At 69.0% G+C, this 26742-nt stretch carries 26 protein-coding genes; 15 read left to right on the top strand and 11 right to left on the bottom strand.

Features of this window, described 5'->3' with window-relative positions; genetic code table 11:
• Positions 1-29 precede the first annotated feature (29 nt).
• Entirely contained in the window at positions 30-1673 is a 1644-nt protein-coding gene (locus KIH07_RS07585) for a GMC family oxidoreductase (RefSeq protein ID WP_226491392.1), read from the bottom strand.
• A 215-nt stretch (positions 1674-1888) separates the two neighbouring features.
• On the opposite strand from KIH07_RS07585, the gene KIH07_RS07580 reads away from it, so the two are divergent.
• From KIH07_RS07580 to gorA, 3 genes are all read left to right on the top strand, one after another.
• Positions 1889-2740 carry a 3-hydroxybutyryl-CoA dehydrogenase gene (locus tag KIH07_RS07580; protein ID WP_226491391.1) on the top strand — a complete coding sequence of 284 codons (852 nt, stop codon included), beginning with the start codon at positions 1889-1891 and terminating at the stop codon, positions 2738-2740.
• A gap of 296 nt (positions 2741-3036) precedes the next feature.
• Complete coding sequence (locus KIH07_RS07575) at positions 3037-3591, top strand: hemerythrin domain-containing protein (protein WP_226491390.1); 555 nt, start codon at positions 3037-3039, stop codon at positions 3589-3591.
• A gap of 159 nt (positions 3592-3750) precedes the next feature.
• A complete protein-coding gene (gene gorA, locus KIH07_RS07570) occupies positions 3751-5181 on the top strand; it encodes a glutathione-disulfide reductase (RefSeq protein WP_226491389.1) in 1431 nt (476 codons plus the stop codon).
• 146 nt (positions 5182-5327) lie between these two features.
• On the opposite strand, the gene KIH07_RS07565 is transcribed toward gorA, so the two are convergent.
• From KIH07_RS07565 to KIH07_RS07555, 3 genes are read right to left on the bottom strand one after another with little or no spacing between them, the layout of a single operon-like run.
• Positions 5328-5669: a hypothetical protein gene (locus KIH07_RS07565; protein WP_226491388.1), complete on the bottom strand. Its 342-nt coding sequence runs from the start codon at positions 5667-5669 to the stop codon at positions 5328-5330.
• Between the two features lie 7 nt (positions 5670-5676).
• Positions 5677-6198 carry a hypothetical protein gene (locus KIH07_RS07560; protein WP_226491387.1) on the bottom strand — a complete coding sequence of 174 codons (522 nt, stop codon included), beginning with the start codon at positions 6196-6198 and terminating at the stop codon, positions 5677-5679.
• Entirely contained in the window at positions 6141-6500 is a 360-nt protein-coding gene (locus tag KIH07_RS07555; protein WP_226491386.1) for an MgtC/SapB family protein, read from the bottom strand. Before KIH07_RS07555 ends, KIH07_RS07560 begins: the two co-directional genes overlap by 58 nt.
• Between KIH07_RS07555 and KIH07_RS07550 the strand changes: the two genes are divergently transcribed.
• The 9 genes from KIH07_RS07550 (at position 6499) to KIH07_RS07510 (ending at position 16250) form a co-directional block, all read left to right on the top strand.
• On the top strand, positions 6499-8007 hold the full coding sequence (locus KIH07_RS07550) for an AMP nucleosidase (RefSeq protein ID WP_226491385.1): 1509 nt from the start codon (positions 6499-6501) through the stop codon (positions 8005-8007). The genes KIH07_RS07555 and KIH07_RS07550 overlap by 2 nt on opposite strands.
• Positions 8008-8015: 8 nt before the next feature.
• Positions 8016-8861: a mechanosensitive ion channel domain-containing protein gene (locus KIH07_RS07545; RefSeq protein ID WP_226491384.1), complete on the top strand. Its 846-nt coding sequence runs from the start codon at positions 8016-8018 to the stop codon at positions 8859-8861.
• A gap of 190 nt (positions 8862-9051) precedes the next feature.
• Positions 9052-9663 (top strand): DUF6088 family protein, encoded by a 612-nt coding sequence (locus KIH07_RS07540; RefSeq protein ID WP_226491383.1) that lies wholly within the window; start codon positions 9052-9054, stop codon positions 9661-9663.
• Positions 9660-10685, top strand: coding sequence for a nucleotidyl transferase AbiEii/AbiGii toxin family protein (locus KIH07_RS07535; RefSeq protein ID WP_226491382.1), 1026 nt, complete (start codon positions 9660-9662; stop codon positions 10683-10685). Before KIH07_RS07540 ends, KIH07_RS07535 begins: the two co-directional genes overlap by 4 nt.
• Positions 10686-10784: 99 nt before the next feature.
• Entirely contained in the window at positions 10785-12236 is a 1452-nt protein-coding gene (locus tag KIH07_RS07530) for an efflux transporter outer membrane subunit (protein ID WP_226491381.1), read from the top strand.
• Between the two features lie 26 nt (positions 12237-12262).
• Positions 12263-13564: an efflux RND transporter periplasmic adaptor subunit gene (locus KIH07_RS07525; RefSeq protein WP_226491380.1), complete on the top strand. Its 1302-nt coding sequence runs from the start codon at positions 12263-12265 to the stop codon at positions 13562-13564.
• On the top strand, positions 13561-14349 hold the full coding sequence (locus KIH07_RS07520) for an ABC transporter ATP-binding protein (protein WP_226491379.1): 789 nt from the start codon (positions 13561-13563) through the stop codon (positions 14347-14349). The genes KIH07_RS07525 and KIH07_RS07520 overlap by 4 nt, the downstream gene beginning before the upstream one ends.
• Positions 14339-15547, top strand: coding sequence for an ABC transporter permease (locus tag KIH07_RS07515; protein WP_226491378.1), 1209 nt, complete (start codon positions 14339-14341; stop codon positions 15545-15547). The genes KIH07_RS07520 and KIH07_RS07515 overlap by 11 nt, the downstream gene beginning before the upstream one ends.
• A 58-nt stretch (positions 15548-15605) precedes the next feature.
• Positions 15606-16250: a DUF2238 domain-containing protein gene (locus KIH07_RS07510; protein WP_226491377.1), complete on the top strand. Its 645-nt coding sequence runs from the start codon at positions 15606-15608 to the stop codon at positions 16248-16250.
• Here KIH07_RS07510 and purT read toward each other — a convergent pair.
• Both purT and asd read right to left on the bottom strand, forming a co-directional pair.
• Complete coding sequence (purT, locus tag KIH07_RS07505) at positions 16231-17433, bottom strand: formate-dependent phosphoribosylglycinamide formyltransferase (protein ID WP_226491376.1); 1203 nt, start codon at positions 17431-17433, stop codon at positions 16231-16233. The genes KIH07_RS07510 and purT overlap by 20 nt on opposite strands.
• Positions 17434-17490: 57 nt before the next feature.
• Entirely contained in the window at positions 17491-18354 is an 864-nt protein-coding gene (asd, locus tag KIH07_RS07500) for an archaetidylserine decarboxylase (RefSeq protein WP_226491375.1), read from the bottom strand.
• 153 nt (positions 18355-18507) lie between these two features.
• Here asd and KIH07_RS07495 point away from each other — a divergent pair, with 153 nt between their 5' ends.
• Complete coding sequence (locus KIH07_RS07495) at positions 18508-19443, top strand: ATP-binding cassette domain-containing protein (protein WP_226491374.1); 936 nt, start codon at positions 18508-18510, stop codon at positions 19441-19443.
• A 70-nt stretch (positions 19444-19513) separates the two neighbouring features.
• The gene (locus tag KIH07_RS07490) at positions 19514-20374 is read left to right on the top strand and encodes an ABC transporter permease (protein WP_413465800.1); all 861 of its coding nucleotides are present in this window, start codon (positions 19514-19516) and stop codon (positions 20372-20374) included.
• A gap of 279 nt (positions 20375-20653) precedes the next feature.
• On the opposite strand, the gene KIH07_RS07485 is transcribed toward KIH07_RS07490, so the two are convergent.
• The 4 genes from KIH07_RS07485 to KIH07_RS07470 form a co-directional block, all read right to left on the bottom strand.
• Entirely contained in the window at positions 20654-20908 is a 255-nt protein-coding gene (locus tag KIH07_RS07485; RefSeq protein ID WP_226491373.1) for a hypothetical protein, read from the bottom strand.
• Positions 20909-21109: 201 nt separating this feature from the next.
• Positions 21110-22240, bottom strand: coding sequence for a YbdK family carboxylate-amine ligase (locus KIH07_RS07480; RefSeq protein ID WP_226491372.1), 1131 nt, complete (start codon positions 22238-22240; stop codon positions 21110-21112).
• Between the two features lie 10 nt (positions 22241-22250).
• Positions 22251-23438, bottom strand: coding sequence for a cation:proton antiporter (locus KIH07_RS07475; protein WP_226491371.1), 1188 nt, complete (start codon positions 23436-23438; stop codon positions 22251-22253).
• 138 nt (positions 23439-23576) lie between these two features.
• The gene (locus KIH07_RS07470; RefSeq protein WP_226491370.1) at positions 23577-25139 is read right to left on the bottom strand and encodes a hypothetical protein; all 1563 of its coding nucleotides are present in this window, start codon (positions 25137-25139) and stop codon (positions 23577-23579) included.
• Between the two features lie 96 nt (positions 25140-25235).
• Between KIH07_RS07470 and KIH07_RS07465 the strand changes: the two genes are divergently transcribed.
• Positions 25236-25811, top strand: coding sequence for a hypothetical protein (locus KIH07_RS07465; RefSeq protein WP_226491369.1), 576 nt, complete (start codon positions 25236-25238; stop codon positions 25809-25811).
• Here KIH07_RS07465 and KIH07_RS07460 read toward each other — a convergent pair whose 3' ends face one another.
• Positions 25812-26699: a class I SAM-dependent methyltransferase gene (locus KIH07_RS07460; RefSeq protein WP_226491368.1), complete on the bottom strand. Its 888-nt coding sequence runs from the start codon at positions 26697-26699 to the stop codon at positions 25812-25814. It abuts the gene before it with no gap.
• Between the last annotated feature and the right edge of the window lie 43 nt (positions 26700-26742).

Raw genomic sequence — 26742 nt, 5'->3', positions numbered from 1 at the left:
GGCTTTGCCGGACTGCAGGTGTTGCCCCCTCAGGGAGGTGACGCGAAGCTGCGCTGAGGGTGCTCCTCTCTGATCATGTCCACCGCCTTCTCGGCCATCATGATCACCGGCGCGTTCGTGTTGCCACCCACCACGCTGGGCATGACCGAGGCGTCCACCACCCGCAGACCGTCCACGCCGTGCACCCGCAGGCGCGCGTCCACCACCGCCCCGGCGTCCGGGCCCATGCGGCAGGTGCCCACTGGGTGGTAGATGGTGTCGGCGTGGTTGCGGATGAACTGTTCGATCTGCGCATCGCTCTGGGCCTGGGCGGAAGCGCGGGACTCGACGCCGCCGTGGCACGCGAGCGCGGGTTGCTGCAGCAACTCGCGCATGCGCTTGAAGCCGCGCACCAGGCGCGCCGTGTCGTCCGCGTCCTGCAGAAAGGCCGGGTCGATCAGCGGCGCCACCTGCGGGTCGGCGCTGGCCAGGCGCAGCGTGCCGCGGCTCCTGGGGCGCAGCAGGCAGACGTGGCAGGAATACCCGTGGCCCAGCACCGTCTTGCGGCCATGGTCCACCAGCTTGCCCACCACGAAGTGCAGCTGCAGGTCGGGGATCGCCTCCTCGGGACGGCTCTTGATGAAACCGCCGGCTTCGGCGAAGTTGGTGGTGAGCGGGCCGCTGCGCTGGCGCCGCCACTCAAAGAGGCCCTTGACCATCTTCGCCACGCCCAGCCAGGACAGGCCGAACAGGTCGGTGACCTTGGGCGCGTTGACCACCATCACCACGTCCACGTGGTCGTGCAGGTTGGCGCCCACGCCCGGCAGGTCGTGCACCACGCCGATGCCGTGTTCGCGCAGGTGATGCGCCGGGCCGATGCCCGAGAGCATGAGCAGCTGGGGGGAACCGAAAGCGCCAGCGCTCAGCACCACCTCGCCACCGGGCTTCAGGCGCAGGCTCTGCAAGGCGCCGCGCCCGGCATCGGGCCGGTACTCGATACCCACGGCGCAGGGCCGGCCGTCCACCACCTCGGTGAGCACCCGCGTGGTCAGCGCGTCCGTGATCACGTTCAGGTTCGGGCGGTTCCGGTGCGGCGTCAGGTAGGCCTTAGCCGCGCTGAAACGTTCGCCGTTCTTGTGCGTCACCTGGTAGGGGCCAATGCCCTCCTGCTCGGGGCCGTTGAAGTCGGTGTTGAGCCGGTGGCCCGCCTGCTGGCCGGCTTCGATGAAGGCGGGCAGAAACGGATTGGGCGAACGCAGGTCCATCACGTTGAGCGGCCCGCCCTGGCCATGCCAGGCGTCGGCGCCGCGCTCGTTGTGCTCGGCGCGCTTGAAGTACGGCAGCACGTCGGCGAAAGACCAGCCTGGGTTGCCTTCGGCGGCCCAGGCGTCGTAGTCCTGCGCGTGGCCGCGCGCGTAGATCATGGCGTTGATGGAGCTGGAACCGCCCAGCACCTTGCCTCGGGGCTGGTAACCGCGCCGGCCGTTGAGGCCCGGTTGCGGCACGGTGGCCAGGCCCCAGCCGTTGAGTTCGTACTTGGCCATCACGGCCAGCCCGGCCGGGCAGTGGATGAGCACGCTCTTGTCGGCGGGGCCGGCTTCGAGCAGGGCCACGCGGACCTGTGGGTCTTCGCTCAGGCGCGAGGCCAGCACACAGCCGGCGGAACCGCCGCCCACGATGAGGTAGTCGTACATGTTGTTGGGTCTCCTGGGGCTGGTGCGGCAATGGCGGGTCACCCGGACCGCCGCGCCCAGCGACTGGCGGCAAGGTAGCACAGGGCCCGGGCGCGCGGGTAGGCGCGCCAGCCTAGAGATGGCATTCATGACGCCTGCGGGACCGACGCGCCCCAGGACCCGGGCGGCGAAGGACCGACAATGGCTTTTTTCGCCATTTCAGGAGTGAACACCACATGAGCAGCATCCAAACCGTGGGCATCATCGGCTCGGGCACCATGGGCAACGGCATCGCCCAGGCTTGCGCCGTCAGCGGCATCCGCGTGGTCATGGTCGACATCGCCCAGGCCGCGGTCGACAAGGGCCTGGCCACCATCGCCGGCAGCCTGGACCGCCTGATCAAGAAGGACAAGATGACCGCCGCCGACAAGGACGCGGCGCTCGCGCTGATCCAGGGTTCGACGAACTACGACGACCTCAAGGGCGCGCAACTGGTGATCGAGGCCGCGACCGAAAACGAAGGCCTCAAGGTCAAGATCCTGCAGCAGCTCGACGGCCTGCTGGCACCCGAGGTGATCGTGGCCACCAACACCAGCTCGATCAGTATCACCAAGCTGGCCGCCGCCACCCAGCGCCCCGACCGTTTCATCGGCATGCACTTCTTCAACCCCGTGCCCATGATGGCGCTGGTGGAGATCATCCGCGGCCTGCAGACCAGCGACGCCACGCACGACGCCGTCAAGGCGCTGGCCGAGGCGCTGGGCAAGTCGCCCATCACGGTGAAGAACGCGCCCGGTTTCGTGGTCAACCGCATCCTGGTGCCCATGATCAACGAGGCCTTCTTCGTGCTCGCCGAAGGCCTGGCCACGCCGGAAGACATCGACGCCGGCATGAAGCTGGGCTGCAACCAGCCCATCGGCCCGCTGGCCCTGGCCGACATGATCGGGCTGGACGTGTGCCTGGCGGTGATGAACGTCTACATGGCCGAGTTCAACGACAGCAAGTACCGCCCGGCGCCGCTGCTGAAGGAAATGGTGGCCGCCGGCTGGCTGGGCCGCAAGACCGGGCGGGGCGTGTACACGTATTGACCCCCCCGCGCAGGACTTGCCCCCCTGCGCCGCCTGCGGCGTCACCCCCCAAGGGGGCGATGCCTGCGGCCCAGCGAAGCCGGTTCCGCGGCATCCTGGGTTCGGGCACGTGCGCCAGAGGCTTGGTTGTCGGGCAGGTGCGCCGTAGGTTCGGTTGTCGGGCATGTGCGCCGGAGGCCTGGTTTGCGTTTTGCAGCTCATCGGAAGCCCGCTTCGGCGGGCTTTTTGTTTGCGCCAAATCAAGTGGCGGCAGCGTGGCGTTTTCATAATGGAACCACCTTTTTGGGGAGTTCCACATGTGCGCCGCTTCCACGTCCGCCGTCATCGCCGCCACCGCCGTCTTCGAGTTCCTCGACAGCACCCACCGGGAGATCCAGCAGCAGCTGCGGCAGTTGCACCAGCTGGTGGACGCGATCGAGAGCGGGGGCCTGAACCAGGCCACCCGCGAGAAGGCGCGCCGGGTGCTGACCTACTTCAACGGCGAGGCCCGGCAGCACCACCTGGACGAGGAAAAGCACATCTTTCCCTCGCTGCGGACCAGCCCGAACCCCGAGGTGGTGCAAGCCGCCGAGCACCTGACGCAGGACCACGGCTGGCTGGAGGAAAACTGGCTGCAGATCGCGCCCTCGCTGGAGGCCGCCGCCAACGGCAACCTCTGGTTCGACACCCAGGAGCTGCGCCATGCACTCGACGTGTTCGAGGCCCTGTACCTCGACCACATCGTGCTGGAGGAGGCCATCGCCTACCCGGAAGCCAAAAAACGGCTGGCCGCTTACGACACCGCAGGCATGGGCCGCGAGATGGCGCGTCGCCGCACGCTGCTGCGCCCCGAGGTGCTGGCCAGGGCATGAGGCCCCGCCCGGCCGTTCCGAAGCAGCCGGCTCCGCAGCCGCCCCCTTGGCACCGGCGGGCCACCGGCATGTCCCCGGGGCTCCACGGCCGCCATCCGCCGCGTAAGATGGCCCCAGGCCCGGGGCGCCCGGGCCGTGTTGAGACGGGATGTTTGACCCATGAGCGCGTTCGACTTTGACCTTTTCGTGATCGGCGGTGGCAGTGGTGGCGTGCGCGCCGCGCGCATGGCCGCGCAGCGCGGTGCCCGTGTGGCCCTGGCCGAGACCCTGGGCACCGACGGCCTGGGCGGCACCTGCGTGAACGTGGGCTGCATCCCGAAGAAGCTCTACAGCTACGCCGCGCACTACGCCGACGCTTTCCACGAGTCCCTGGGCTTCGGCTGGGAATTCGGCGCCCTCGACCCGAGCGGCAAGCCCGCCCTGCCGACGCTGAACTGGGCCACGCTCAAGGCCAACCGGGCGCAGGAAATCGGCCGCCTCAACGGCGTCTACAGCAACCTGCTGCGCGGCGCGGGCGTGACGGTGTTCGACGGCTTTGCGCGCGTGCAGGGCGAACACGGCGTGGGCCTGGCCACGATCAACGCCGACGGCAGCCCCGGTCACCAGAATTTCACCGCCAAGAACATCCTGATCGCCACCGGTGGCACGCCCCACGTGCCGCACTTCGTGGGTCGCGAACACGTCATCACATCCAACGACATCTTCGACCTGGAGCCGTTCCCGAAGCGCCTGCTGGTGGTGGGCGGGGGCTACATCGCCTGCGAGTTCGCCTCCATCTTCAACGGCCTGGGCTCGCACGTGACCCAGCTCTACCGGGGCGAGCAGGTGCTGCGCGGTTTTGACGACGAGATCCGCCATTTCGTCGCGGCCGAAATGCTCAAGTCCGGCGTGGACCTGCGCCTGAACGCTGGCGTGGTGGACATCCACCGCACGGCCGACGGCCTGCGCGTGGAACTCGAGGGTGGCGGCGAGGTGCTGGCCGACGCCGTGCTCTACGCCACCGGCCGCGTGCCCAACGTGGCGGGGCTGGGGCTGGAGACCGTGGGTCTGGCCCAGGGCGCGCAAGGTGAGATCGTGGTCGATGCGCACTACCGGACCAACGTGCCCTCGATCTACGCCGTGGGTGACGTGACCAACCGGATGCAGCTCACGCCGGTGGCGCTGGGCGAGGCCATGGTGGTGGTGGACCAGGTGCTCGGCCCGGTGGCCGGCAAGCCCGCGCGCGAGATGAGCTACGAGTTCGTCCCCACCGCCGTCTTCACCCACCCCAACATCGGCACCGTGGGCTACACCGAGGCCGCCGCGCGCGAGACATTCGGCCAGATCACGGTGTTCCGCAGCGAGTTCAAGGCGCTCAGGCACACGCTCTCCGGCAGCAGCGAGCGCACGCTCATGAAGCTGGTGGTGGACAGCGCAAGCGACCGCGTGGTGGGCCTGCACATGGTGGGCGCGGAGGCCGGCGAGATCGTGCAAGGCTTTGCCGTGGCCATGAAGGCCGGCGCCACCAAGGCCGTGTTCGACAGCACCATCGGCATCCACCCCACGGCGGCAGAAGAGTTCGTGACCATGCGCGAGCCCGTGAAGAACTGACCCCCACGCTCCACCGCTGCGCGGGTCGCTGCCCCCGAGGGGGCCGCTTCGCCTTGGGGCGGCCCGGCGGCGAATCTGCTGACCCCCACGCTCCACCGCTGCGCGGGTCGCTGCCCCCCGAGGGGGCCGCGTAGCCTTCGAATCGCTCACATCCCGTACAGAAAGGCGATGCCCAGCGCGGTGTGCGCCCACAGCCCCGGTGCCAGCCAGGCCAGGTAGCGCACACCGCCCACCAGGCCCGCGGTGACGCTCTTGCTCAGCGCATGCACCGCCAGCGCCAGCATCACGGCCCGTATCGCGGCGCCGTCGGACGTGGGCAGGGTGGTGGCGAACACCGCCGCCAGCGTCGAATGCAGCTCGACCAGCGCGCCCAACACGGTACCGGCCAGCAGCCCGGCAGAACCCAGCCAGAGGCTGAGCCCGTGCACCATCGCCTGAACACCCGAGAGCAGCGCGGCCACCGCGGCCGCCCCCTTCAGGCTGAACATTCGCTCTTCATCGTCGGGTCGCGGCGCGCCGTCGGCCGGCGCCGCGGGTTCGGCGGCGCCGGCCGCCTCCGGCGCACCGCGGTGTGGCGATGGTGGCCGTGCTCGATACAAAGACCGAGGCCAGCGCCGACAGCGTCACCGCGTCACGGGCCTGCAACAGCCGGCGGCTCAGGTGGGCCAGTGCCTGCACCGCCAGCAGCAGCGCCAGCAGCTGGACCAGGGTGTGCGGGTTGAGCACCGGGCCCCACAGCGGCCGGTCGGGCATCCAGGGCAGCGCCATCAGCACCAGCGCGGCCAGCACGATGCCGTCGCGCACCTCGGCCGGGCGCAGCCAGTGGCGCGCGAAGCTGTGCAGACGCTCGCGCCCGGCCAGCAACGCGGTCAACCCGGTGGCCAGCGCGGCCGCCAGCGGCAGGCTCCAGACACACAGCACGCCGATCAGGTAGGTCAGCAGCAGCGCCACCTCGGTGGTCACGCCCGGGTCGTCGCGGCGGTCGCGCCAGTAGGCCACCACCCCCAGCGCCGCCACGAAAACGCGCCAGCCACCACCAGACCGCTGGTCTGCGTGAGCGCCGCCGCCGCACCGGTGACGCAGACCAGCGCGAAGGTGCGCAGCCCGGCCAGCGCACGACCCGGTCCCTCGCCTTTTCTGCGCTCGCGCTCGATGCCGATCAGCAGCCCAGCGCCGCGGCCAGTGTGGCCGCAGCGCTGGACCACCCGTTGCCATTCAGCAGCGCCGTTGCGGCGGTATCGGTCATCAAGGCTCCGGATCGGTAGGGGCATGGTGCCGGCCCGGCGGGCCGACACGGTGCGGCGCCACAATAGCGCCATGCACAAGACACCCGACTTTACCGCCCCGATGTTCTACCGCGACCCGGCCCAGGCGCTGGCCCAGGTGCAGCGCATCTACCAGGACAGCGTGGACTTTCTGCGCCAGACCATGCGCGATTTCGTCTCCGGTGGCGACTTCGCGCACGCCCACGTGCGGGCCTGCTACCCCTACGTCCGGCTGCACACCCACAGCGTCTCGCGCAAGAACAGCGCGCCCCACAGCCCGCCGGTGAACCGACTGAGCTACGGCTTCGTGGCCGGCCCCGGCCGCTTCGAGACCACGCTCACCCGGCCCGACCTGTACGGCGACTACTACCTGGAGCAGTTCCGCCTGCTGCTGGCCAACCACGGCGGCGAGTTGGAGGTGGGCACCAGCGCGCAGCCCATCCCGATCCACTTCTCCTTCGCCGAGCACGACCACGTGGAAGGCAGCATGGGCCCGGAGCGCCGCGCGCTCATGCGCGACGTGTTCGACCTGCCCGACCTGACCGTGATGGACGACGGCATCGCCAACGGCACGCACGAGCCGCGCCCCGGTGAAGCGCACCCGCTCTCGCTGTTCACCGCGCCGCGTGTGGACTACTCGTTGCAGCGCCTGCGCCACTACACCGGCACCGCGCCCGAGTGGTTCCAGAACTTCGTGCTGTTCACCAACTACCAGTTCTACATCGACGAGTTCATCCGCCTGGGCCACGCCGAGATGGCCCGGCCCGACAGCGAGTACATCGCCTTCGTGGAGCCGGGCAACGTGGTGATGCGCCGCGCCGGCCTGCCGGCCGAGCCCAACGACGAACTGGGCACCGCCCCGCCGCGGCTGCCGCAGATGCCGGGCTACCACCTGATCCGCGCCGACCGCAGCGGCATCACCATGGTCAACATCGGTGTCGGCCCGGCCAACGCCAAGACCATCACCGACCACATCGCCGTGCTGCGCCCGCACGCCTGGCTCATGATCGGCCACTGCGCCGGCCTGCGCAGTTCCCAGCAGCTCGGCGACTACGTGCTGGCCCACGCCTACGTGCGCGAAGACCATGTGCTGGACGAAGAACTGCCGCTGTGGGTGCCGATCCCCGCGCTGGCCGAGATCCAGCTCGCGCTCGAAGCCGCCGTGGCCGACGTGACCGGCGTGCCGCCGGCCGAAGTCAAGCGCATCATGCGCACCGGCACCGTGGCCAGCACCGACAACCGCAACTGGGAACTGCTGCCCGACAACAAGCCCCAGCGCCGCTTCTCGCAATCGCGCGCGGTCGCGCTGGACATGGAAAGCGCCACCATCGCCGCCAACGGCTTCCGCTTCCGCGTGCCCTACGGCACCCTGCTGTGCGTGAGCGACAAGCCGCTGCACGGCGAGATCAAGCTGCCCGGCATGGCCAACCACTTCTACCGCGAGCGCGTGGACCAGCACCTGCGCATCGGCATCCGCGCCATCGACCGCCTGCGCGAAGGCGGTCCCGACCAGTTGCACAGCCGCAAGCTGCGCAGCTTTGCCGAAGTGGCGTTCCAGTAAACCGCGCTATGAACCGACTCTCCGAAACCCTTCAACAATCCATCGGCGTCGAACTCTGGCTGGCCTCCGCGCTGGCGATCCTCCTGCTCACCCTGCTGGTCGGGCAGGCCGTTCGGGTGGCGTTCCTGCAGGCCAATCGCTGGACAGAGCGCACGGCCAATCCCTGGGACGAAGCCCTGCTGGGCGCTGCACGCAGACCCGCGCAACTGCTGATCTGGCTCATCGGCCTGGGCTGGGTGGCGCACGCGCTGAATGCACATTGGCCCGAGCCCACCCTGCTGATGGGCGCGCTGCAATGGCACGACGTCGGCCTCGTGATCAGCCTGGCCTGGTTCCTGTGGAAACTCATCGGGCTCGTCACCCAGACCAGCATCCGGCGCCGCACCGACAGCGGTGAACCCTTCGACCTCACCACCGCGCTCGCCCTGGGCAAGCTGCTGCGCCTGCTGGTGATCGTGGTCACCGTCATCACCGTGGCCCACACCCTGGGCTTCCAGATCGGCGGCCTGCTCGCGCTCGGCGGCGTGGGCGGCATCGCGGTCGGCCTGGCCGCCAAAGACCTGCTGGCCAACTTCTTCGGCGGCCTCACCATCTACCTCGACCGCCCGTTCAGCGTCGGCGACTGGATCCGCTCGCCCGACAAGAGCATCGAGGGCACGGTCGAGTACATCAGTTGGCGCCACACCCTCACCCGCGCCTGGGTGGACTACCTGGCGCTCAAGCAGGAGCTGCTGCTGGCCATCAGTCGCATCGTGGCCAGCCACGGCGCCGGGATCGCCTTTCCCACGCAGACGCTGCGCCTCGAATCGGCCCCCGAGTCGACGCCACCCGTGCCTGACCCGACTCAGGCCTGAGCCTGCGGGCGCGCCGAGCCGGACACGGACACGCTTTTCGCCTCGCCTCAGCAGCATGCCTTTGCCGGCCTGCTACAAAGCAAAAGCGCCTGTCTGCCACGAAAAATACAATCTTTTTGTGGCGAGATTTCGATCTCGGCCCCAATTCACTTGTTTTTGCCACAAATAAATGTTATTTTTCGTGGCACAAATGGGCAAACACACCGAATCCACCGACACGCAGGTTCTGCAGCGCATCCAGTCACACGGGGCGGGCTGGGTGTTCACGCCGGCCGACTTTGTGGACCTGGGCAGCCGCGATGCGGTGGCCACAGCGCTCAAGCGGCACAAGGCGGCGGGCACGATCCGGCCGCTGGGACGGGGACTGTACGACGTGCCGCGCCAGCACGCTCTGCTGGGCACGCTCTGGCCGCCGATCGAGCAGGTGGCCGAGGCCGTGGCGCGAAAAGACGGTTTGCGCCTGCAGCCGGTTGGCGTGCATGCGGCCAATCTGCTGGGCCTCTCGGAGCAGGTGCCGGCGCAGGTGGTGTACCTGACCGATGGCGCCTCGCGCACGGTAAAGGTGGGGCCAACCGAGATCGTGTTCAAACGCACCACGCCGCGCCAGATGGCGGCGGCGGGGCGGCTGAGCGGGCTGGTGATTCAGGCGTTTCGCAGCATGGGGGCAAAGCACGTCACGCCCCGGCACATCGAGCGTTTGCGCAGCCACATCCCAGCCGAAGAGCGGGCCCGGGTGCTGGCCGATCTGGCCCTGGCCCCCGCGTGGATGCATGCCCATTTGAAGGAGCTGGCGCGACCATGAACAACCCCTTGCTGACCCTCTCGTCCGCAGACCGGAAGACCGCATTCTCGGATGCCGCGCTGACGCTGCGCACCGAAGCCGTGATCCTGGAAAAGGACTTTTGGGTGAGCTGGCTATTGGGTGTGTTGTTCACGCTGCCCGAGGTGGCGCCGCATCTGGTGTTCAAGGGCGGCACATCCTTGTCCAAGGTGTTCGGGGTGATCGACCGGTTCTCGGAAGACATCGACCTGTGCCTGGTCCCGGAATTTGTGGGGGCCGACGCGGCGGCTTTTGATGCACTCACCAGCCGAGGCAAACGGGATGCCGCAGTGATGGAGATGCAGGCGCTGTGCAGCGCCAGGGCCCAGACGATGTTGATGCCTGCGCTGGAGGCCGCCATTGCGAGCGCCTTGGGCACATCCACCGCAGGTGGCTGGCTGCGCTTTGAGGTGGATGCGGACGCGAAGTCACCCAACGTGTACTTCGCCTACCCCAGCAGCCAGGTCAGTGGTTTTGACTACCTGCGGCGCGAGGTGAAGCTGGAGTTGGGCACGCTGACGGACCAGCAGCCCACGGGCCGCTACGAGGTGAGGCCTTTGCTGGCCAATGCCTTTCCCGAGTTGTTCAACGGATGGGCCTGCAAGGTGACGGCGCTGGAGCTGAAACGCACGTTCTGGGAGAAAGCGACGATCTTGCACGCGGAGTTTCACCGTCCGGAGGGTTCGCCCACGCCCACGCGATATGCCCGGCACTACTTCGACATGGCCAAGCTGCTGGCGCACCCACTGGCGGAACAGTTCCTGGCCGACCAGGCGCAGTGCCAGCGCGTGGTGGACTGGAAAAGCCGGGTGTTTTCCCGCAGCTGGGCGCGCTACGACCTGGCGAGCCATGGGACGTTCCGCCTGACACCAGCCCCGCAACGGCAGGCCGATCTGGCACGGGACTACGCGACGATGCGTCCCATGTTCATGAGCGAGCCGCCGCCGTTTGCCAATCTGATGGCGCAGCTGGCCGAGGCCGAACAACGGCTGAACGCGGCCTGACAAATTTCTTTACGGAAACTTCACCTCCGCGCGCTGGTTCGGCCGCATGGGTTTGCGCACAATGGACCACCGGCATACACAGTATGCTGAATGAACACCATGAACCCATCCCCACCGCTCGCCCGCCCGGCCCGCCACCCGGCTGCCCTGACCGCCCTCGCCGCCGCGCTGCTGCTCAGCGCCTGCGCCAGCCTGACGCCTACCGGCACCGCGCTGCCCGACACCCCGGTGCCCGCCGCCTGGTCCGGCCCCGGTGGCCAGGCGGCGTCGGGCCGGTCGGCCACCGCGCTGGCCGACTGGTGGCAGCGGTTCAACGACCCCACCCTCACCGCTCTGGTCACGCAGGCCCTGCAGGTCAACACCAGCGTGCGCAGCGCCCAGGCCGCGCTGCTGCAGGCACGCGCGCAGCGCGACGTGCAACAGGCCGGCCTGGGCCCCACGGTGGACGCCTCGGGTTCGGCCCAGCGCAGCAAGTCGGGCAGCAGCGGCAGCAACAACCGTTTCCAGGCCGGCTTTGACGCCAGCTGGGAGCCCGACGTGTTCGGCGGCAACCGCAGCGCGCTCAACGCCAGCGAGGCCGACGCCCAGGCCTCCGAAACCAGCCTGGCGGACGTGCGGGTGTCGCTGGCGGCCGAGGTCGCGGTGACCTATGTCGAACTGCGTGGCCTGCAGGCGCGGCTGGCGATCGCGCGAAGCAACCTGGCCGCGCAGACCGAAACCCTGCAGATCACCCGCTGGCGCGTCCAGGCCGGCCTGGCCTCGTCGCTCGATCTGGAGCAGGCCACGGCCTCCAGCGAACAGACCGCGGCCCAGATCCCGGCGCTGCAGACCAGCATCGCCCAGGCCATCAGCAGCCTGGCGGTGTTGACCGGCCAGGCCCCTGGGGCGCTGCAGACCCCGCTTGGACAGGCCGCGGCGATCCCGCAAGGGCCGGCCGATCTCGCGCTGGCCTTTCCCGCCGAGACGCTGCGCCAGCGCCCCGACGTGCGCACCGCCGAGCTGCGCATCAGCGCCGCGCTGGCCCGGGTCTCGCAGGCCGAGGCCGCGCGTTACCCAAGCTTTCGCCTCAGCGGCTCGCTGGGCCTCTCCGCGCTGACCCTGGGCACGCTGACCAACGGCGCCTCGGTCGTCAATTCGCTGCTGGCCAGCGTGTCGGCGCCGCTGTTCGACGGCGGGGCCGCGCGCGCCCAGGTGCGGGCCCAGGAAGCCGCACTGGAATCGGCGCGCGTGGACTACGAGGCCACCGTGCTGACCGCCTTGAAAGATGTGGAAGACGCGTTGGTGTCGCTGCAGGGCAACCGCGAGCGCCTGGAACGGCTGCAAGCCGCCAGCAGCGCGGCGGCCAACGCCGAGCTGCTGGCGCGCCAGCGCTACGAAAGCGGCCTGATCGATTTCCGCTCGGTGCTCGACACCCAGCGCACCCTGCTCTCCACCCAGGACAGCGTGGCCAGCACCCAGGCCAGCCTGAGCGCGGACCTGGTGCGCCTGTACAAATCCCTGGGCGGCGGCTGGTCGCCCGATGCGCAGCCGGTTGAAACCACCACCCGCTGAACCCCGACCACAGAACCCGAACCGCCATGAGCCCCAAAAAAGACGCACCCCCCGCCGACCTGCAGGACCTTCTGGGCAGCGACCACCCCCCGCGCTGGTGGCAGCGCAGCTCGCTGTGGATCGGCATCGCAGCGATCATCGTCGTGGCCGGCGGCCTCACCTACTGGCAGGCGCAGCAGAAGGCCAAGGCCGCGCCGGTCTATGTGACCGAACCCCTGAAGAAGGGCGACATCACGCTCACCGTGGCCGCCAACGGCACGCTGCAGCCCACGCGCTCGGTCAACATCGGCAGCGAGCTTTCGGGCACCGTCAAGCGGGTGCACGTGGACGTGAACGACCGCATCAAGACCGGCCAGGTGCTGGTGGAACTGGACACCGCCAAGCTGGTGGACCAGGTGACGCAGTCGCGCGCCGGTCTGGCCTCGGCCCAGGCGCAGCTGGCTCAGGCCGTCGCCACGACCAAGGAAGCGCGGGCCACGCTGGCGCGTTTTGAGGAAGTGGCGCGTCTCTCGGGCGGCAAGGTGCCCTCGGCCACCGAACTGGACAGCGCGAGGGCGGCCGTGGAGCGCGCCGTGGCCAGCGAGGCCGCCGCACGGGCCTCGGTCACCGAATCGCGCGCGGCCCTCGCCACCACCGAAACCAATCTGTCCAAGGCCTCGATCCGCTCGCCCATCAACGGCGTGGTGCTCAGCCGCTCGGTGGACCCGGGCAACGCCGTGGCCGCCTCGCTGCAGGCTGTGACGCTGTTTTCCGTGGCCGAAGACCTTGCACAGCTCAAGCTCGACGTGGCGGTGGACGAGGCCGACGTGGGCGCCGTCAAGGTGGACCAGAAGGCCACCTTCACCGTGAGCGCCTTCCCGGCGCGCCGCTACCCGGCCACCATCCACCGCGTGGCCTTTGGCTCCACCAAGACCGACAACGTGGTCACCTACACCACCACGCTCAACGTGGACAACAGCGACCTGAGCCTGCGCCCGGGCATGACGGCGGCCGCCACCATCGTGGCCAAGGAAGCGAAGGGCGTGCTGCTGGTGCCCAACACCGCGCTGCGCTTTTCCCCCGCCAGCGGCAACGGCGCGGCGGCTGCGACCGACACCAGCATCCTGTCCAAGCTGATGCCGCGCCCGCCACGCTCGGGCACCAAGACCGCCGGCACCGACCGCCGTGGCAGCGGCCCGCGCCAGATCTGGGTGTTGCAGGACGGCCAGCCGGTGTCGGTGTCGGTCAAGACCGGCATCAGCGATGGCCGCAACACCGAAGTCATCGGCGAAGCGCTCTCCGAAGGCATGGCCGTGATCACCGAACAGCGCTCAGGGACGGCGCCGTGAGCGAGACACCGCTCATCCGCCTGCGCGGCATCACCAAGACCTACGGCGAAGGCAACACCGCCTTCCAGGCCTTGAAGGGCGTGGACCTGGACATCCACCAGGGTGAATTCGTCGCCATCATGGGGCCCAGCGGCTCGGGCAAGTCCACGGCGATGAACACACTGGGCTGCCTGGACGTGCCCACCACCGGCGACTACCTGTTTCGCGGCGTGCACGTGGAGGCGCTTGCGCGCGACGAGCGTGCGCGCCTGCGGCGGCGCTATTTCGGCTTCGTGTTCCAGGGCTTCCACCTGCTGGCGCGCACCTCGGCGCAGGAGAACGTGGAGCTGCCCCTGATCTACCGCGGCGAGCCCGCGGCTTCGCGGCACAGCCTGGCCCGGCGCGCGCTGGAAAAAGTCGGCCTCAAGGGTTGGGAGCACCACACGCCGGGCGAACTCTCGGGCGGGCAACAACAGCGCGTGGCGATCGCGCGCGCCATCGTCACCGAGCCGCAGGTGCTGCTGGCCGACGAACCCACCGGCAACCTCGACACCCACCGCAGCCAGGAGATCATGGAACTGCTCTGGCGCCTGAACGCCGAACAGGGCATCACCGTGCTGATGGTCACGCACGAGCCCGACATGGCGGCGTATGCGAAACGCATCGTGCACTTCGTGGACGGCGTGGTCGAGAGCGATGAGCGCAACCCGCACCCGGTGGCGCTGCAGGCGGGCGCCGCGCACGCGACCGTGAGCGACGCGGAAGTCTCGGGCATCTCCGGCGAGGAGGCCCCCCATGTGGCTTAACACCCTGCTGCTCGCGCTGCGCTCCATCCGGCGCAACCTGCTGCGCTCCTTCCTCACCATCCTCGGCATCGTGATCGGCGTGAGCGCGGTGATCACCATGGTCACGGTCGGCAACGGTGCCACGGCCGCGGTGCAGAACCAGATTTCGGGCCTGGGCACCAACCTGCTGCAGGTGCGCCCCGGCCAGCGCATGGGACCGGGCGGTGGCGGTGGTGGTGCGCCCGCCTTCAAGGAAAGCGACGGCGAGGCCATCGCCGCGCAGATCGGCGGCATCGCCGCGGTGGCGCCCGAAGCGCGCACCGGCTCCGTGCTCGTGGCCAACGGCCGCAACTGGAGCAGCAGCGTGATCGGCAGCACCAACGACTGGCTCACCACCGGCAACTGGAAACTGGCCGACGGCCGCGCGTTCAGCAACGACGAATTGCGCGCGGGCGGCGCGGTCTGCCTGATCGGTCAGACGGTGCAGCGCGAGCTCTTCGGCAGCACCAGCGCGGTGGGCGCGCAACTGCGCGTCAAGGCGATGAGCTGCGAGGTCATCGGCACGCTGGCCTCCAAGGGCCAGGGCGCTTTCGGCAACGACCAGGACGACCTGGTGCTCATGCCGATCCAGACCCTGCAACGCCGCATCGTCGGCCACACCCGGGTGAACACCTTGCTGGTGTCCATGAGCGACGGCGCGGACGCCACCCGCATCACCGCGACCATCACCGAGCTGCTGCGCGAGCGGCGCAAGCTGGCCGAGAGCGACGAAGACAACTTCAACGTGCTCGACACCAAACAGCTGGCCGAAACGCTCTCGGGCACCACCAAGATCATGACCATGCTGCTCGGCGCGGTGGCCGCGGTGAGCCTGCTGGTGGGCGGCATCGGCATCATGAACATCATGCTGGTGAGCGTGACCGAGCGCACCCGCGAGATCGGCCTGCGCCTGGCCATCGGCGCGCTGGAGCGCGAGGTGCTGCTGCAGTTCCTGATCGAGGCCGTGGTGCTGGCCGCCCTCGGCGGACTCCTCGGCATCGTGCTGGCCACCGGCGCCTCGCTCGGCCTGTCGGCGCTGATGAACGTGCCCTACCAGTTCAACCTGAGCGTGAACGTGCTGAGCTTCGTGTTTTCAGCGGCGATCGGCGTGTTGTTCGGCTACTTCCCGGCGCGGCGCGCGGCGCGGCTGAACCCGATCGACGCGCTGCGGCACGAGTGAGGCCGGGATGCACCGGCCAGGCCGACGACGAGGGCCTTTGCCCCGCTAACATGCGCGCATGCCGACCACATCCCCATCCCTGAGCGCGCGCGGCCTGGCCGTCTATTCCGTGGCCCTGCTGGCCTTGCTGGCCCTCTCGGGCGTCCGGCCGCTGGAGCTGGACACCTGGGCCATGGAGGTGGCGCCGGTGTTCATCGCCCTGCCCCTGCTCTGGCTCAGCTGGCGGCGCTTTCCCCTCACGCCGCTGGTCTACGCACTGATCTTCGTGCACGCCCTGGTCCTGATGCTGGGCGGCCACTACACCTATGCCCAGGTGCCGCTGGGCTTCTGGATGCAGGAGCTGATGGGCCTGGCGCGCAACCCCTACGACGGCGTCGGCCACCTGGCCCAGGGTTTCGTGCCCGCCATGGTGGCGCGCGAGCTGTTGCTGCGCCACACCCCGCTGCGCCCGGGCGTCTGGCTGTTCACCCTGGTGGTGGCGGTCTGTGGCGCCATCAGCGCGCTCTACGAACTCATCGAATGGGGCGCGGCCGTCGCGATCGGCGCGGGCGCCGAGGCCTTCCTGGGCACGCAGGGCGACCCCTGGGACACGCAGAAAGACATGGCGCTGGCCTTCATCGGCGCCATGGCGGCGCAGTGGCTGCTGGCGCGCTGGCACGACGCGCAGCTCGCGCGCCTGGCGCTCAAGCCACCCGGGGCTTGACCCTGGACGCGGCCAGCTTGGCCTGCGTGCGGGCCACTTCCACGTCGGCATCAAACACCAGCGCCACGCCCATGCGGCGCTTCACGAAGCTCTCGGGTTTGCCGAACAGGCGGATTTCGCTGTGGGGCACGCGCAGGGCCTCGTCCACGCCGTCGAACACGATGCCCTGGGCTTCCACGCCGCCGTAGATCACGGCGCTGGCGCCCGGGCTCTTGAGCGTGGTGTCCACCGGCAGGCCCAGGATGGCGCGGGCGTGCAGTTCGAACTCGTTCTGCCACTGCGTGATCATGGTCACCATGCCGGTGTCGTGCGGGCGCGGGCTGACTTCGCTGAACCAGACCTGGTCGCCCTTGACGAACAGTTCCACGCCGAACAGGCCCTGGCCACCGAGGTTGTCGGTCACGGTCTTCGCGATGCGGCGCGACTCGGCCAGCGCGGCGGGCGTCATCGGGTGCGGCTGCCAGCTCTCCACGTAGTCGCCGCTCACCTGCACATGGCCGATCGGGTCGCAGAAATGGGTCTGCACCTGGCCCTGGGCATTCAGCGCGCGCACGGTGAGCTGGGTGATCTCGTAGTCGAAGGCGATGAAGCCTTCCACGATCACGCGGCCCGGGCCAACCCGGCCACCGGCCATCGCGTAGTCCCAGGCCTTCTGCACATCGGCCGGACCGTCGATCTTGCTCTGGCCCTTGCCCGAGCTGCTCATCACCGGCTTGACGATGCAGGGATAGCCGATACCGGCGTCGATGGCGGCCTGCAGCTCGTCGAGCGAGTCGCAGAACTGATACGGGCTGGTCGGCAGGCCCAGGGTCTCGGCGGCCAGGCGGCGGATGCCTTCACGGTCCATGGTCAGGCGCGCGGCGCGCGCGGTGGGAATCACGCGCACCACACCCGCGGCCTCCAGCTGCTCCAGCATGGGCGTGGCAATGGCTTCGATCTCGGGCACCACCAGGTGCGGGCGTTCGGCCTCGATCAGCGCCTTGAGCTGCGCCGGGTCGCTCATGGTGATGGTGCGGGCGTGGTGCGCCACCTGCTGGCCCGGCGCGTTGTCGTAACGGTCCACCGCGATGGTTTCCACGCCCAGGCGCTGCAGCGCGATCAGCACCTCCTTGCCGAGCTCGCCGGAGCCGAGCAGCATCACTTTGGTGGCCGAGGGAGACAGGGGGGTGCCGAGGGTGGTCATGGTGTGTCCTGGAGGGGTGGTCGGTTCAAGGGGTTCAGGGGCGGGCGCGGCGCTCGTTCACACGGCTTCGCCCATGGCCTCGCCCATGCGAACGCCCTGCCCGGCCAGCCACTGCGGGTTGAAGTGAATGGTGTCCTTGGGCCAGAGCAGCACCACGGTGGAGCCGAGCAGAAAGCGGCCCATTTCTTCGCCCTGGCGCAGCACGACCGGCTGGTCGTCGTAGCGCCACTCGCGCACCTGGCCCGGGCGCGGCGGGTTCACCACGCCGTGCCACGCGGTGGCCATGCTGCCGACGATGGTGGCACCCACCAGCACCTGCACGAAGGGGCGCGTCTCACCGCTGTCGCCGTGCGGCACGTCGAACACGCAGACCACGCGCTCGTTGCGCGCGAACAGACCGGGCACACCGCGCGCCGTGGTCGGGTTGACCGAGAACAGCTCGCCCGGCACGTGGATCATGCGGCGCAGGCGCGCGGCGCTGGGCATGTGGATGCGGTGGTAGTCCTTGGGGCTGAGGTAGATGGTCGCGAAAGCGCCGTCGTCGAACTGCGCGGCCAGTGCGACGTCGCCGCCCACCAGGGCGCGCGTGCTGTAGTGGTGGCCCTTGGCCTGGAAGATCTGGTCGCGTTCGATGGCGCCGTGCTGGCTGATCGCGCCGTCCACCGGGCAGACGAAGGCCGAGCGCGCCAGCGGCCGCGCGCCGGGCCTGAGCGCGCGGGTAAAGAAGGCGTTGAAGGTCTCGTAGCTGCGCGGATCGGGGTTGGCGGCCTCGTCCATGTTGACCCCGTAGCGGCGGATGAACCAGGGGATCACGTTGTGGGTCCACCAGGTGGCGCGGGAACCGGCGCACCAGCCGGCGAACTCGGTGATCGCCCGCTTGGGCAACAGGTATTGCAGAACAACGGCTGGGGATAAGGACACGTCTGGTGGCTCGCGTGGGCTGCTGGGTGACCGCTGGTCAGGCTGGCCGACATTGTAGGTGGGGGCAAGCGGGCACAATGCCAATCCATGAGCACAGCGCTGGGCCGTTCCCCGGCCAGTGCGCACCGCAGCCCGCAGGGCGAAGGTACTTCCGTGAACACACCCCTCTTCGAATGCCAGCACCTCGCCAAGCGCTATGGCGAGAACACCGTGGTGGACGACCTGTCGTTCCGCATCGCGCCGGGCGAATGCCTGGGCGTGATCGGACCCAACGGCGCGGGCAAGACCACCACCATCCGCATGTGCCTGGGCCTGACCGCCCCGGATGCGGGCAGCATCACCGCCTTCGGCCTGGACATGCCGCGCGACGCCCTGGCCATCAAGGCGCAGCTGGGCGTGGTGAGCCAGATCGACACGCTGGACCCGGACTTCAATTGCGCCGAGAACCTGCTCGTCTATGGCCGCTACTTCGGCATGAGCGCCGCGCAGATCCGCCCCCGCATTCCGCAGCTGCTGGAGTTCGCTGCCCTCTCGCACAAGGCCGACGCCAAACCCGGTGAACTCTCGGGCGGCATGAAGCGGCGCCTGTCGCTGGCGCGCGCCCTGGTGAACGACCCGCAGTTGCTGATGCTCGACGAACCCACCACCGGGCTGGACCCCCAGGCGCGCCACCTGATGTGGGAGCGCCTGCAGCAGCTGCTGCAACAGGGCAAGAGCATCCTGCTGACCACGCACTTCATGGACGAGGCCGAGCGCCTGTGCTCGCGCCTGCTGGTGCTGGACCACGGCCGCAAGATCGCCGAGGGCCGCCCGCGCGAACTGATCGCGCAGCACCTGGAGCCCGACGTGGTGGAGGTCTACGGCAACGGCGCGCTGGCGCTGGCCCAGGCCGAGGAGCACGCTGCCTTGCGGGCGCTGGCCGCGCGCGTGGAAGTGAGCGGCGAGACGGTGTTTTTCTACACCGCGCAGGCCCTGCCGCTGCTGGCCGCGCTGGGCCAACACCACCAGCTGCGCACCTTGCACCGGCCGGCGAATCTGGAAGATCTGTTCTTGAAGCTGACGGGGCGCCAGATCCGAGAAGATGGATGACATGAAAAACAACCCCAAAACACCTGCAGGAGGACGAGAGGAGCGAACCCAGAGCACCCACGGAACCGGCTTGGCCGGGCCGCAGGGTGCGCCCCCCTCCAGGGGGGTCGCGCGCAGCGCGGCGGGGGGTGCTCACTTTGCCGTCCCCAGGCTTTCGGGCCGCTGGTGGCCGGTGTTTCTGCGCAACCTGCTGGTCTGGAAGAAGCTCGCGATTCCGAGCCTGGTGGGCAACATCGCCGAGCCGCTGATGTGGCTGGTGGCGTTCGGCTACGGCATGGGCGCGCTGGTGGGCCAGGTGACCATCAGCACGCCGCGGGGCGACACGGCGGTGCCCTACATCCTGTTCCTGGCCAGCGGCAGCATCTGCATGAGCGCGATGAACGCGGCCAGCTTCGAGGCGCTGTATTCGGCGTTCTCGCGCATGCACGTGCAAAAGACCTGGGACGGCATCATGAACGCGCCGGTGAGCCTGGACGACGTGGTGCTGGCCGAGATGTTGTGGGCCGGTTTCAAGGCGCTGTTTTCGGTCACGGCCATCATGGTCGTCATGCTGGGCCTGGGCATCAGCCATTCGCCGAAACTGCTGCTGGCCTGGCCGGTGCTGCTGGGTGTGGGCATCACGTTTTCGTGCATCGCCCTGGTGTTCAACGCCCTGGCCCAAGGCTACGACTTCTTCACCTACTACTTCACCCTGTTCCTGACCCCGATGATGTTTCTCTCCGGGGTGTTCTTCCCGAGGGAGCAACTGCCCGGGGTGGTGCGCGCCATTTCCGACTGGCTGCCGCTGACCAACGCGGTGGAGCTGGTGCGCCCCCTGTTCATGGACCAATGGCCCGAACAAGCCTGGCTGCACGCCGCCGTGCTGCTGGTCTACACCGTGGCCGCCTTCTGGCTGGCGCTGGCGCTCACGCGAAAACGGTTCGCGAAATAGGCCCACCCCCGCGCCGGGCTTCGCCCGTCACCCCCTCAAGGGGCAACACCTGCGGCCCGGCGAAGCCGGTTCCGCGGTGTTCTGGGCGGGCTCCCCCTCAGAACGCGGCGGAACCGGCTCAAGGGGCAACACCTCAACCATACAAGCCGGCTCAGGATGTCCTGGGCTGACGCCCCTCTCCGGAGCACGTGTCCCAACCAAGAACGCGGCGGAACTGGCTTTGCCAGGCCGCTCGCGTTGCCCCCTTGAGGGGGTCGCGCGCAGCGCGGCGGGGGTGGGTCAATGCACCGCCTGCAGCGCAGGCTGGGCTTCGACGTAGCTGTCGATGCCGCTGTCCATGAAATCCTCGGTGTCGATCACGCTGTCGTACTCGAACGTCTGGCCGTGGGTCTTGGGAATCAGTGGTTTGTCCAGCGGGCGGCAGACGCGCTGGCGCAGGCCGCGCAGGTTCATGCTGCTCTCCATGGCGGTGATCACGGCTTCCGGATCGAGCATGAGGACAAAGGGATTGAGGCGGCGGTGGATGGAGTTCATGGCGGTGTCCTGGGCTGAAAAGGGGTTGGTGATGAAACGTTTGTCGGTGTGACAAACTGTATTCAGCCTGTATCAATTGGTTAAGTCGGCGCACCGCCATTCGGGCTGTAGGAAGTTGCCTGACAAGCCCGGAACTGGCCTGGTTTCACCCCCCAGTTCTCAGCCGGGCAACCGCCACCCGGCCTCAAAACCCTCAGCCGCTCAGGCCTTCGGTCCGAAGCGCAGCGCGTCCACGCTGGCGCGCACCACGCCCTGCACGCTGCCGCTCTCGGCGTACTGCTTGCGCAGGTAGATGGCGTGGTTGCCGTCGCGCGCGGCGGTGCGTTCGATCTCGTCGAGCGCGGCCTGCGAGTTCAGCGCATCGGCATGCGGCCCCAGGTGGCGCAGCGTGGCCAGGATGTCCTCTCGGATGCTGATCTGCTCGCGCGTCTTGGGGTTGACCATCATGCCGTCCAGCCCGAAGCGGCAGGCCTGGAAGCGGTTGTAGGTGTAGACGAGGTAGTCGTCTTCTTCGGGCGGCGGCTCGCTGCGCTCCAGCAGATGGCGGCACAGCGCCTGCAGGTAGCAGGCCAGACCGGCGGCGCGCTCCACGGTGAGCGGCGTGTCGCACACGCGCAGCTCGATGGTGCCGTACTCGGGCTTGGGCCGGATGTCCCAATAGAAGTCCTTCATGGACTTGACCACGCCGGTGCTCTCCATCTTGGTGAAGTACACGTTGGCGAACTCGTCCCAGCTCAGCGTGAACGGGGCGCGGCCACTCAAAGGGAAGGCGAACACCGAGTTCAGGCGCGCCGAATCGAACAGCGTGTCCACCCCCTGCGAGAACGGCGACGAGGCCGACAGCGCGATGAAGTGCGGCACGTAGCGGTTGAGCGAATGCAGCAGGAACAGCGCCTCGTCGGGCGACGCGCAGCCGATGTGCACGTGTTGGCCAAACACGGTGAACTGCTTGGCGAGGTAGCCGTACAGGCCCGAGAGCTGCTGGAAGCGGGGCTTGGAAAAAATGCGCTGCTCGAACCAGCGCTGGAAGGGGTGCGTGCCGCCGCCGGCGATCTCGATGTTGAGCCGGTCGCCGGCGTGCACCAGCGTGTCGCGGATCTGCTGCAACTGCGCCAGCAGCGGGCCGTGTTCGCGCTGCACGTCGGTGGCGATCTCGATCATGCTCTGCGTCATCTCGGGCGTGACCACGCCGGGGAAGGGCTTGCGGCGCAGCAGTTCGAGTAGGTCGTTGGCGCTGCTGGAGAGGTCCATGTCGTAGGTGTTGACGAGCTGCAGTTCCAGCTCCACACCCATGGTCAGCGAGTCGGAGGCCTTGAAAGTTTCCAATGGCATGAGAGAACTCCTATTCTTTGGTCACGTGGGTTTCGTGGGCGGCCAGCAGCGCGCGCTGGGTGACCACGGGGCCGAACAGTTCCAGCACCAGCATCATCCCGGCCATGGACGAGAGCACGTGCGCGGCGGGCTCGAAGCCGTAGAGGCGGCTCTGTTCGAGCAACAGGATGGCGAAGGCCGACATGGGGGTGAGCGCCAGGCCCGTGAGCAGGCCCTTGCGCTCCGTGCTGCCCGACAGGCGCGCCGCCGCCACGCTGCAGCCCACCTTGGTGGCGGTGCGCACCACGATCAGCACCAGCCCGAACAGCATGCCGGTCCCGACATCGGCCCAGTTCAGCAGCGAGGCGATGTAGACGAACAGGAACACGGTGAGCAGGTCGCCGGCGGTGCCGAAACCGCGCTGCGCGTTGGTCAGGTGCACGCGGCGCTCGCGCGCCACGATGCCGAAGGTGAGCGCGGCCAGCAGGGGCGAGAGCTTCAGGCCATAGGCCATGGTGGTGAGCAGCACCACCGCCAGCGCGAACACCACGGTCACGTCGCGCGCCTGCACGCGCTGGGCGCGCAGCAGCCACGGAGCGGCCACACCGAGCAGCGCGCCCACCGCCACCGAGGTGACCAGCACGTGCACGCTGCCGAACGCCGCCAGCACCAGGTCGCCCGAGGTGCTCAGGTGCCAGTAGCCCACCACCAGATTGAAGGCCAGCACCGACACCAGGCAGTTGATGGCGCACAGGTGCAGCACACGCTCGGTCACCTGGCCCGCGCTGCGCAGGTCGTTGGCCACGCGCACGATGCCCGCCGGCGAGGCCGAGATGGACAGCGAGGCGAAGATGAGGCGGGTGTCGGTGCCCATGTCGAACCAACCGCTGGCCAGGTAGACCGCGGCGAAGGTCAGGGCCGATTCCACCAGGCCGAGCGCCATCACCCAGGGGTTGTGGCGGAACCAGCGCAGGTTGATGCGATAGCCGAGTTCGAACAGCACCAGCGACAGCGCCACGTTGGCCAGGAACGGCAGGCCGGGCACGGCGTCGGTCAGGCCGGGCAGATTGATCAGGCTGCCCAGCAGGCCCACCGCCACGTAGCTCGACACGCGCGGCACCTGCCAGGTTTCGTGCAGCCGCTCCCCCAGAAACCAGGCGATCAGCAGCACCAGCGGCCAGGCCATGGACTGCAACAGAAACGGAAAATCGGTGACCATGGGCAGGTTCTCCTGGATGGGGACAACGTTCCGGATGGCGGGTGTAACACACCCCGTCGGCCATCGGGCGAGTGGGTCGCAGCAGCGTGCGACGGTTGAAACAGTTCGCCGCCTGAAAGAACGCCCGGGAACCGGGCCTCAGGGAGCGCCGAGTGACGGTTGCAACCGGAACCGCTCTTGCAGCAGCCGTGCATCGTCAAAATGCCGCCGTCCGACAAAGGCCGTCGGCTGGCGGCCCCATTGTCGCATCGCACCCGGACTCTCGATACCCATGGGCCAGAACAGGAGGCGTTCGCCGCGCTCGGTGCCGGGCATGATGCCATGCGGCCAGAACGCGCTGCGGCGCCGGCCGTCGGCGCCGGGCAGGCTGCGCAGGCCATCTTCATCGGACAAGGTGTAGGTCTGGGCCGGGGCCGTGCCATCGGCCGCTGCGTTGGCCGCGGGTTCGGGCGCGACGCCCACCACCATGTGGCTGCCCGACTCGATCACCACCCGCAGCCGTTCGCCCACGCGCATCGCCGGCAGCGTGGTGGGCACGAAGGCCCACTCGCTGCGCGCATCGGGCGCCGGCCGGGGCACGAGCGCGGGCGTGGGCACGAACAGGTGGTAACAACCGCAGGCGTGAATGCTGTCGAACAGCCACACGCGGCCGTCCGGTGCCAGGGTCAGGCGCATCACCACCGCGTCCACGGCGCCGGCGAGCAGGTCCAGCGCGCCCTCAGGCGGGCGCTGCGGAAACCACACGCTGTAGACCAGTTGCAGCAGGGTCTGCTCGCCGAACCGCGTGTGGGCCAGGCGCTGGTAGACCACGGGCTGGCTGGCGTCCACCTGGGGCGCCGGGCCTTCGCCCCAGTGCAGGCGGCCCAACCGGTCGTGCGCGCCCCGGTTCTGGATCACCAGCACCGGGGCATGGGCCTGCAGCAGGCGCTGCGTGGTGGCCGCGTCGGGCGTCGGGATGCCCAGCGCGTCGCGGGGCACGGCGCCGAGCAGGGCCGCAAGCTCGGCGCCACCGGGCGACCCCGATGCGGTGGCCGGCACATGGCGCTGCCAGCCCGCAGTGGTATCGATTCGCGCGGGTGTGTGAGCAAAGGTAGCGCTCCAGCGCTGCTGCCAGCGCTCGACGCCGGCAAAAAACGGCCCCCGGGTCAGCGGGTACAGCCCCAGTGCCCGCCGCCAATCGCTGTAGTCGTCGGGCACCTGCGCGCGCTGCGCCAGGGTGCTCCTGAGCGCCGGGTGGGCCACCACCTCGGCCCACAGCGTGTCGGCGCAACGCTGCGCGCGCGCGCCGGCGCTGGCCACGTCCGGCACGCCCAATTCGGCCAGCGCCGCGGCGGGCAGGTGGGCGCGCTCGAACGCCCGCGCCTGCGCGTCCAGCGCCCGCAGGCGCGCGCCCCAGGCCTGGAAAGCCGCGTCGCTGCGCGTGGCTTCGTCACGAAACGAGGCAAGCAGGCGGTCGGTGCGCAAAAACGGGAAGCCCGCGATGCGCGCCGCGCCACCGTCGCGCACATGGTGGGCATCGGTCACCGCGTCCAGGCGCTCGAACCATTGCAGGCACTGCTGCGTGGCAGGGTCCGAGGGCAACAACACCGGTGGCCCGGCGCCGTCCATCACCGCACAGCCCCCCAGCCCCAACGACATCGCCAGCCCCACGGCGAAGCGGCTCAGGCGGGCGGGCAACCACAAGACAGGCAGAGCAAGCATGGCGCCATGGTAGCCCGGGGGCCAGCGGCGGTGCACATGGCTGGTTACATCCGCGCTTCGGCGATGTGGGTACCATCCGCCATGCTGAAAAAACCCTTGCACACCCTGACCCTCACCCTGGCCCTGTTGATCGCCGCCACCGGCGCCAGCGCCCAGACCCCGGCCCCGGCCGCCAAGAAAGAGCTGGTGGCCCGCCTGCTCAAGCTGCAACAACCGGGCATCGAAGCCCTGGCGCGCGCCATGGCCGAACAGCCCGCGGCCCAGTTGCTCGACCGCGCCGACGTCATCCTGCCCAACGCGGTGAGCGCCGACCGGCGCGAGACCGTGGCCAAGGAAATCCAGGCCGACACCGCCAAATACCTGAACGAGACCGTGCCGCTGGTGACCACCCGCGCCGTCAAGCTCGCGCCCACCACGGTCGGCAGTCTGCTGGAAGAGAAGTTCAGCGAAGCCGAACTGCTCCAGATCGTGACCTTGCTGGAGTCGCCGGTCTACGCCAAATACATGCAGCTCACGGGCAGCATGCAAAAGGCCCTGCAGGAAAAGCTGCTGGCCGACACGCGCGGCACCGTCGAACCCAAGCTCAAGCAGCTCGAACAATCGATCAGCAAACGCCTGGGGGGCCCCGCCACGCCGGCGGCCTCCGTCCCCGCCAAACCCGCCGGGAAATAGTCAAGCCTGCAAGCCGCCCAGGAACCGTTCGCTCAGGGCCTGCAGGCCGAGTTCTTCGAGCACCTGCTGCAGACGCGCGCGGGCCCGGGCCTGTTGCGCGGTGTGGTCCGGCCCGGCCTTGCGGGCCAGGATCAGCTCGTTCTTCATGGAGTGCTCCCAGCCCACCAGCTCGGTCACGGTGACGCCGTAGCCATGGGCTTCGAGCTGCAGGCAGCGCAGCACATTGGTGATCTGGCTGCCGAACTCGCGCGTGTGCAGCGGGTGGCGCCAGAGTTCGGCCAGCGGCGTGCGTGCCAGGTTCAGCGCCTTGTTGCTGCGCATCACGCCCGCCACCTCGGCCTGGCAACACGGCACCAGCACCATGAAGCGCGCCTGCTTGGCCAGACCGAAGCGAATTGCATCGTCGGTGGCGGTGTCACAGGCGTGCAGCGCGGTCACCACGTCGATGCGCGGCGGCAGCTCGAGGTGGCTCAGCGCCTGCTGCACCGTGGTGGCCAGGAAGGCCATGCGCTCGAAGCCCAGCCGGGTCGCGAGCGCCTGCGACTTTTCCACCAGCTCGGCGCGCGATTCCACGCCATACACGTGGCCCACCGGCTTGTCCTTGAAGAACAGGTCGTAGAGGATGAAACCCAGGTAGGACTTGCCCGCGCCGTGGTCGGCCAGGGTCACGTCGCCGCGCTCTTTCAGCACCTCGGCCAGCAGCGGTTCGATGAACTGCACCAGGTGGTAGACCTGCTTGAGCTTGCGCCGGGTGTCCTGGTTGAGCTTGCCCTCGCGAGTGAGGATGTGCAGCTCCTTGAGCAGCTCCACCGACTGGCCCGGCCGCAGCTCGGGCAGTTGCTCCTCCAGGGTCTGGGGCGGGCGTTTTTTCAGGGCGGCTTTGGACATGCGCCGATCATAGGCGAGGGCTATGGCGGCGCCCACCCGGCGC

Origin of the sequence: Hydrogenophaga taeniospiralis (assembly GCF_020510445.1) — a bacterium.
GTDB lineage: Bacteria > Pseudomonadota > Gammaproteobacteria > Burkholderiales > Burkholderiaceae_C > Hydrogenophaga.
Note: the sequence above shows the minus strand (reverse complement) of the source record. Positions and strands in the feature narration are given on the sequence as shown.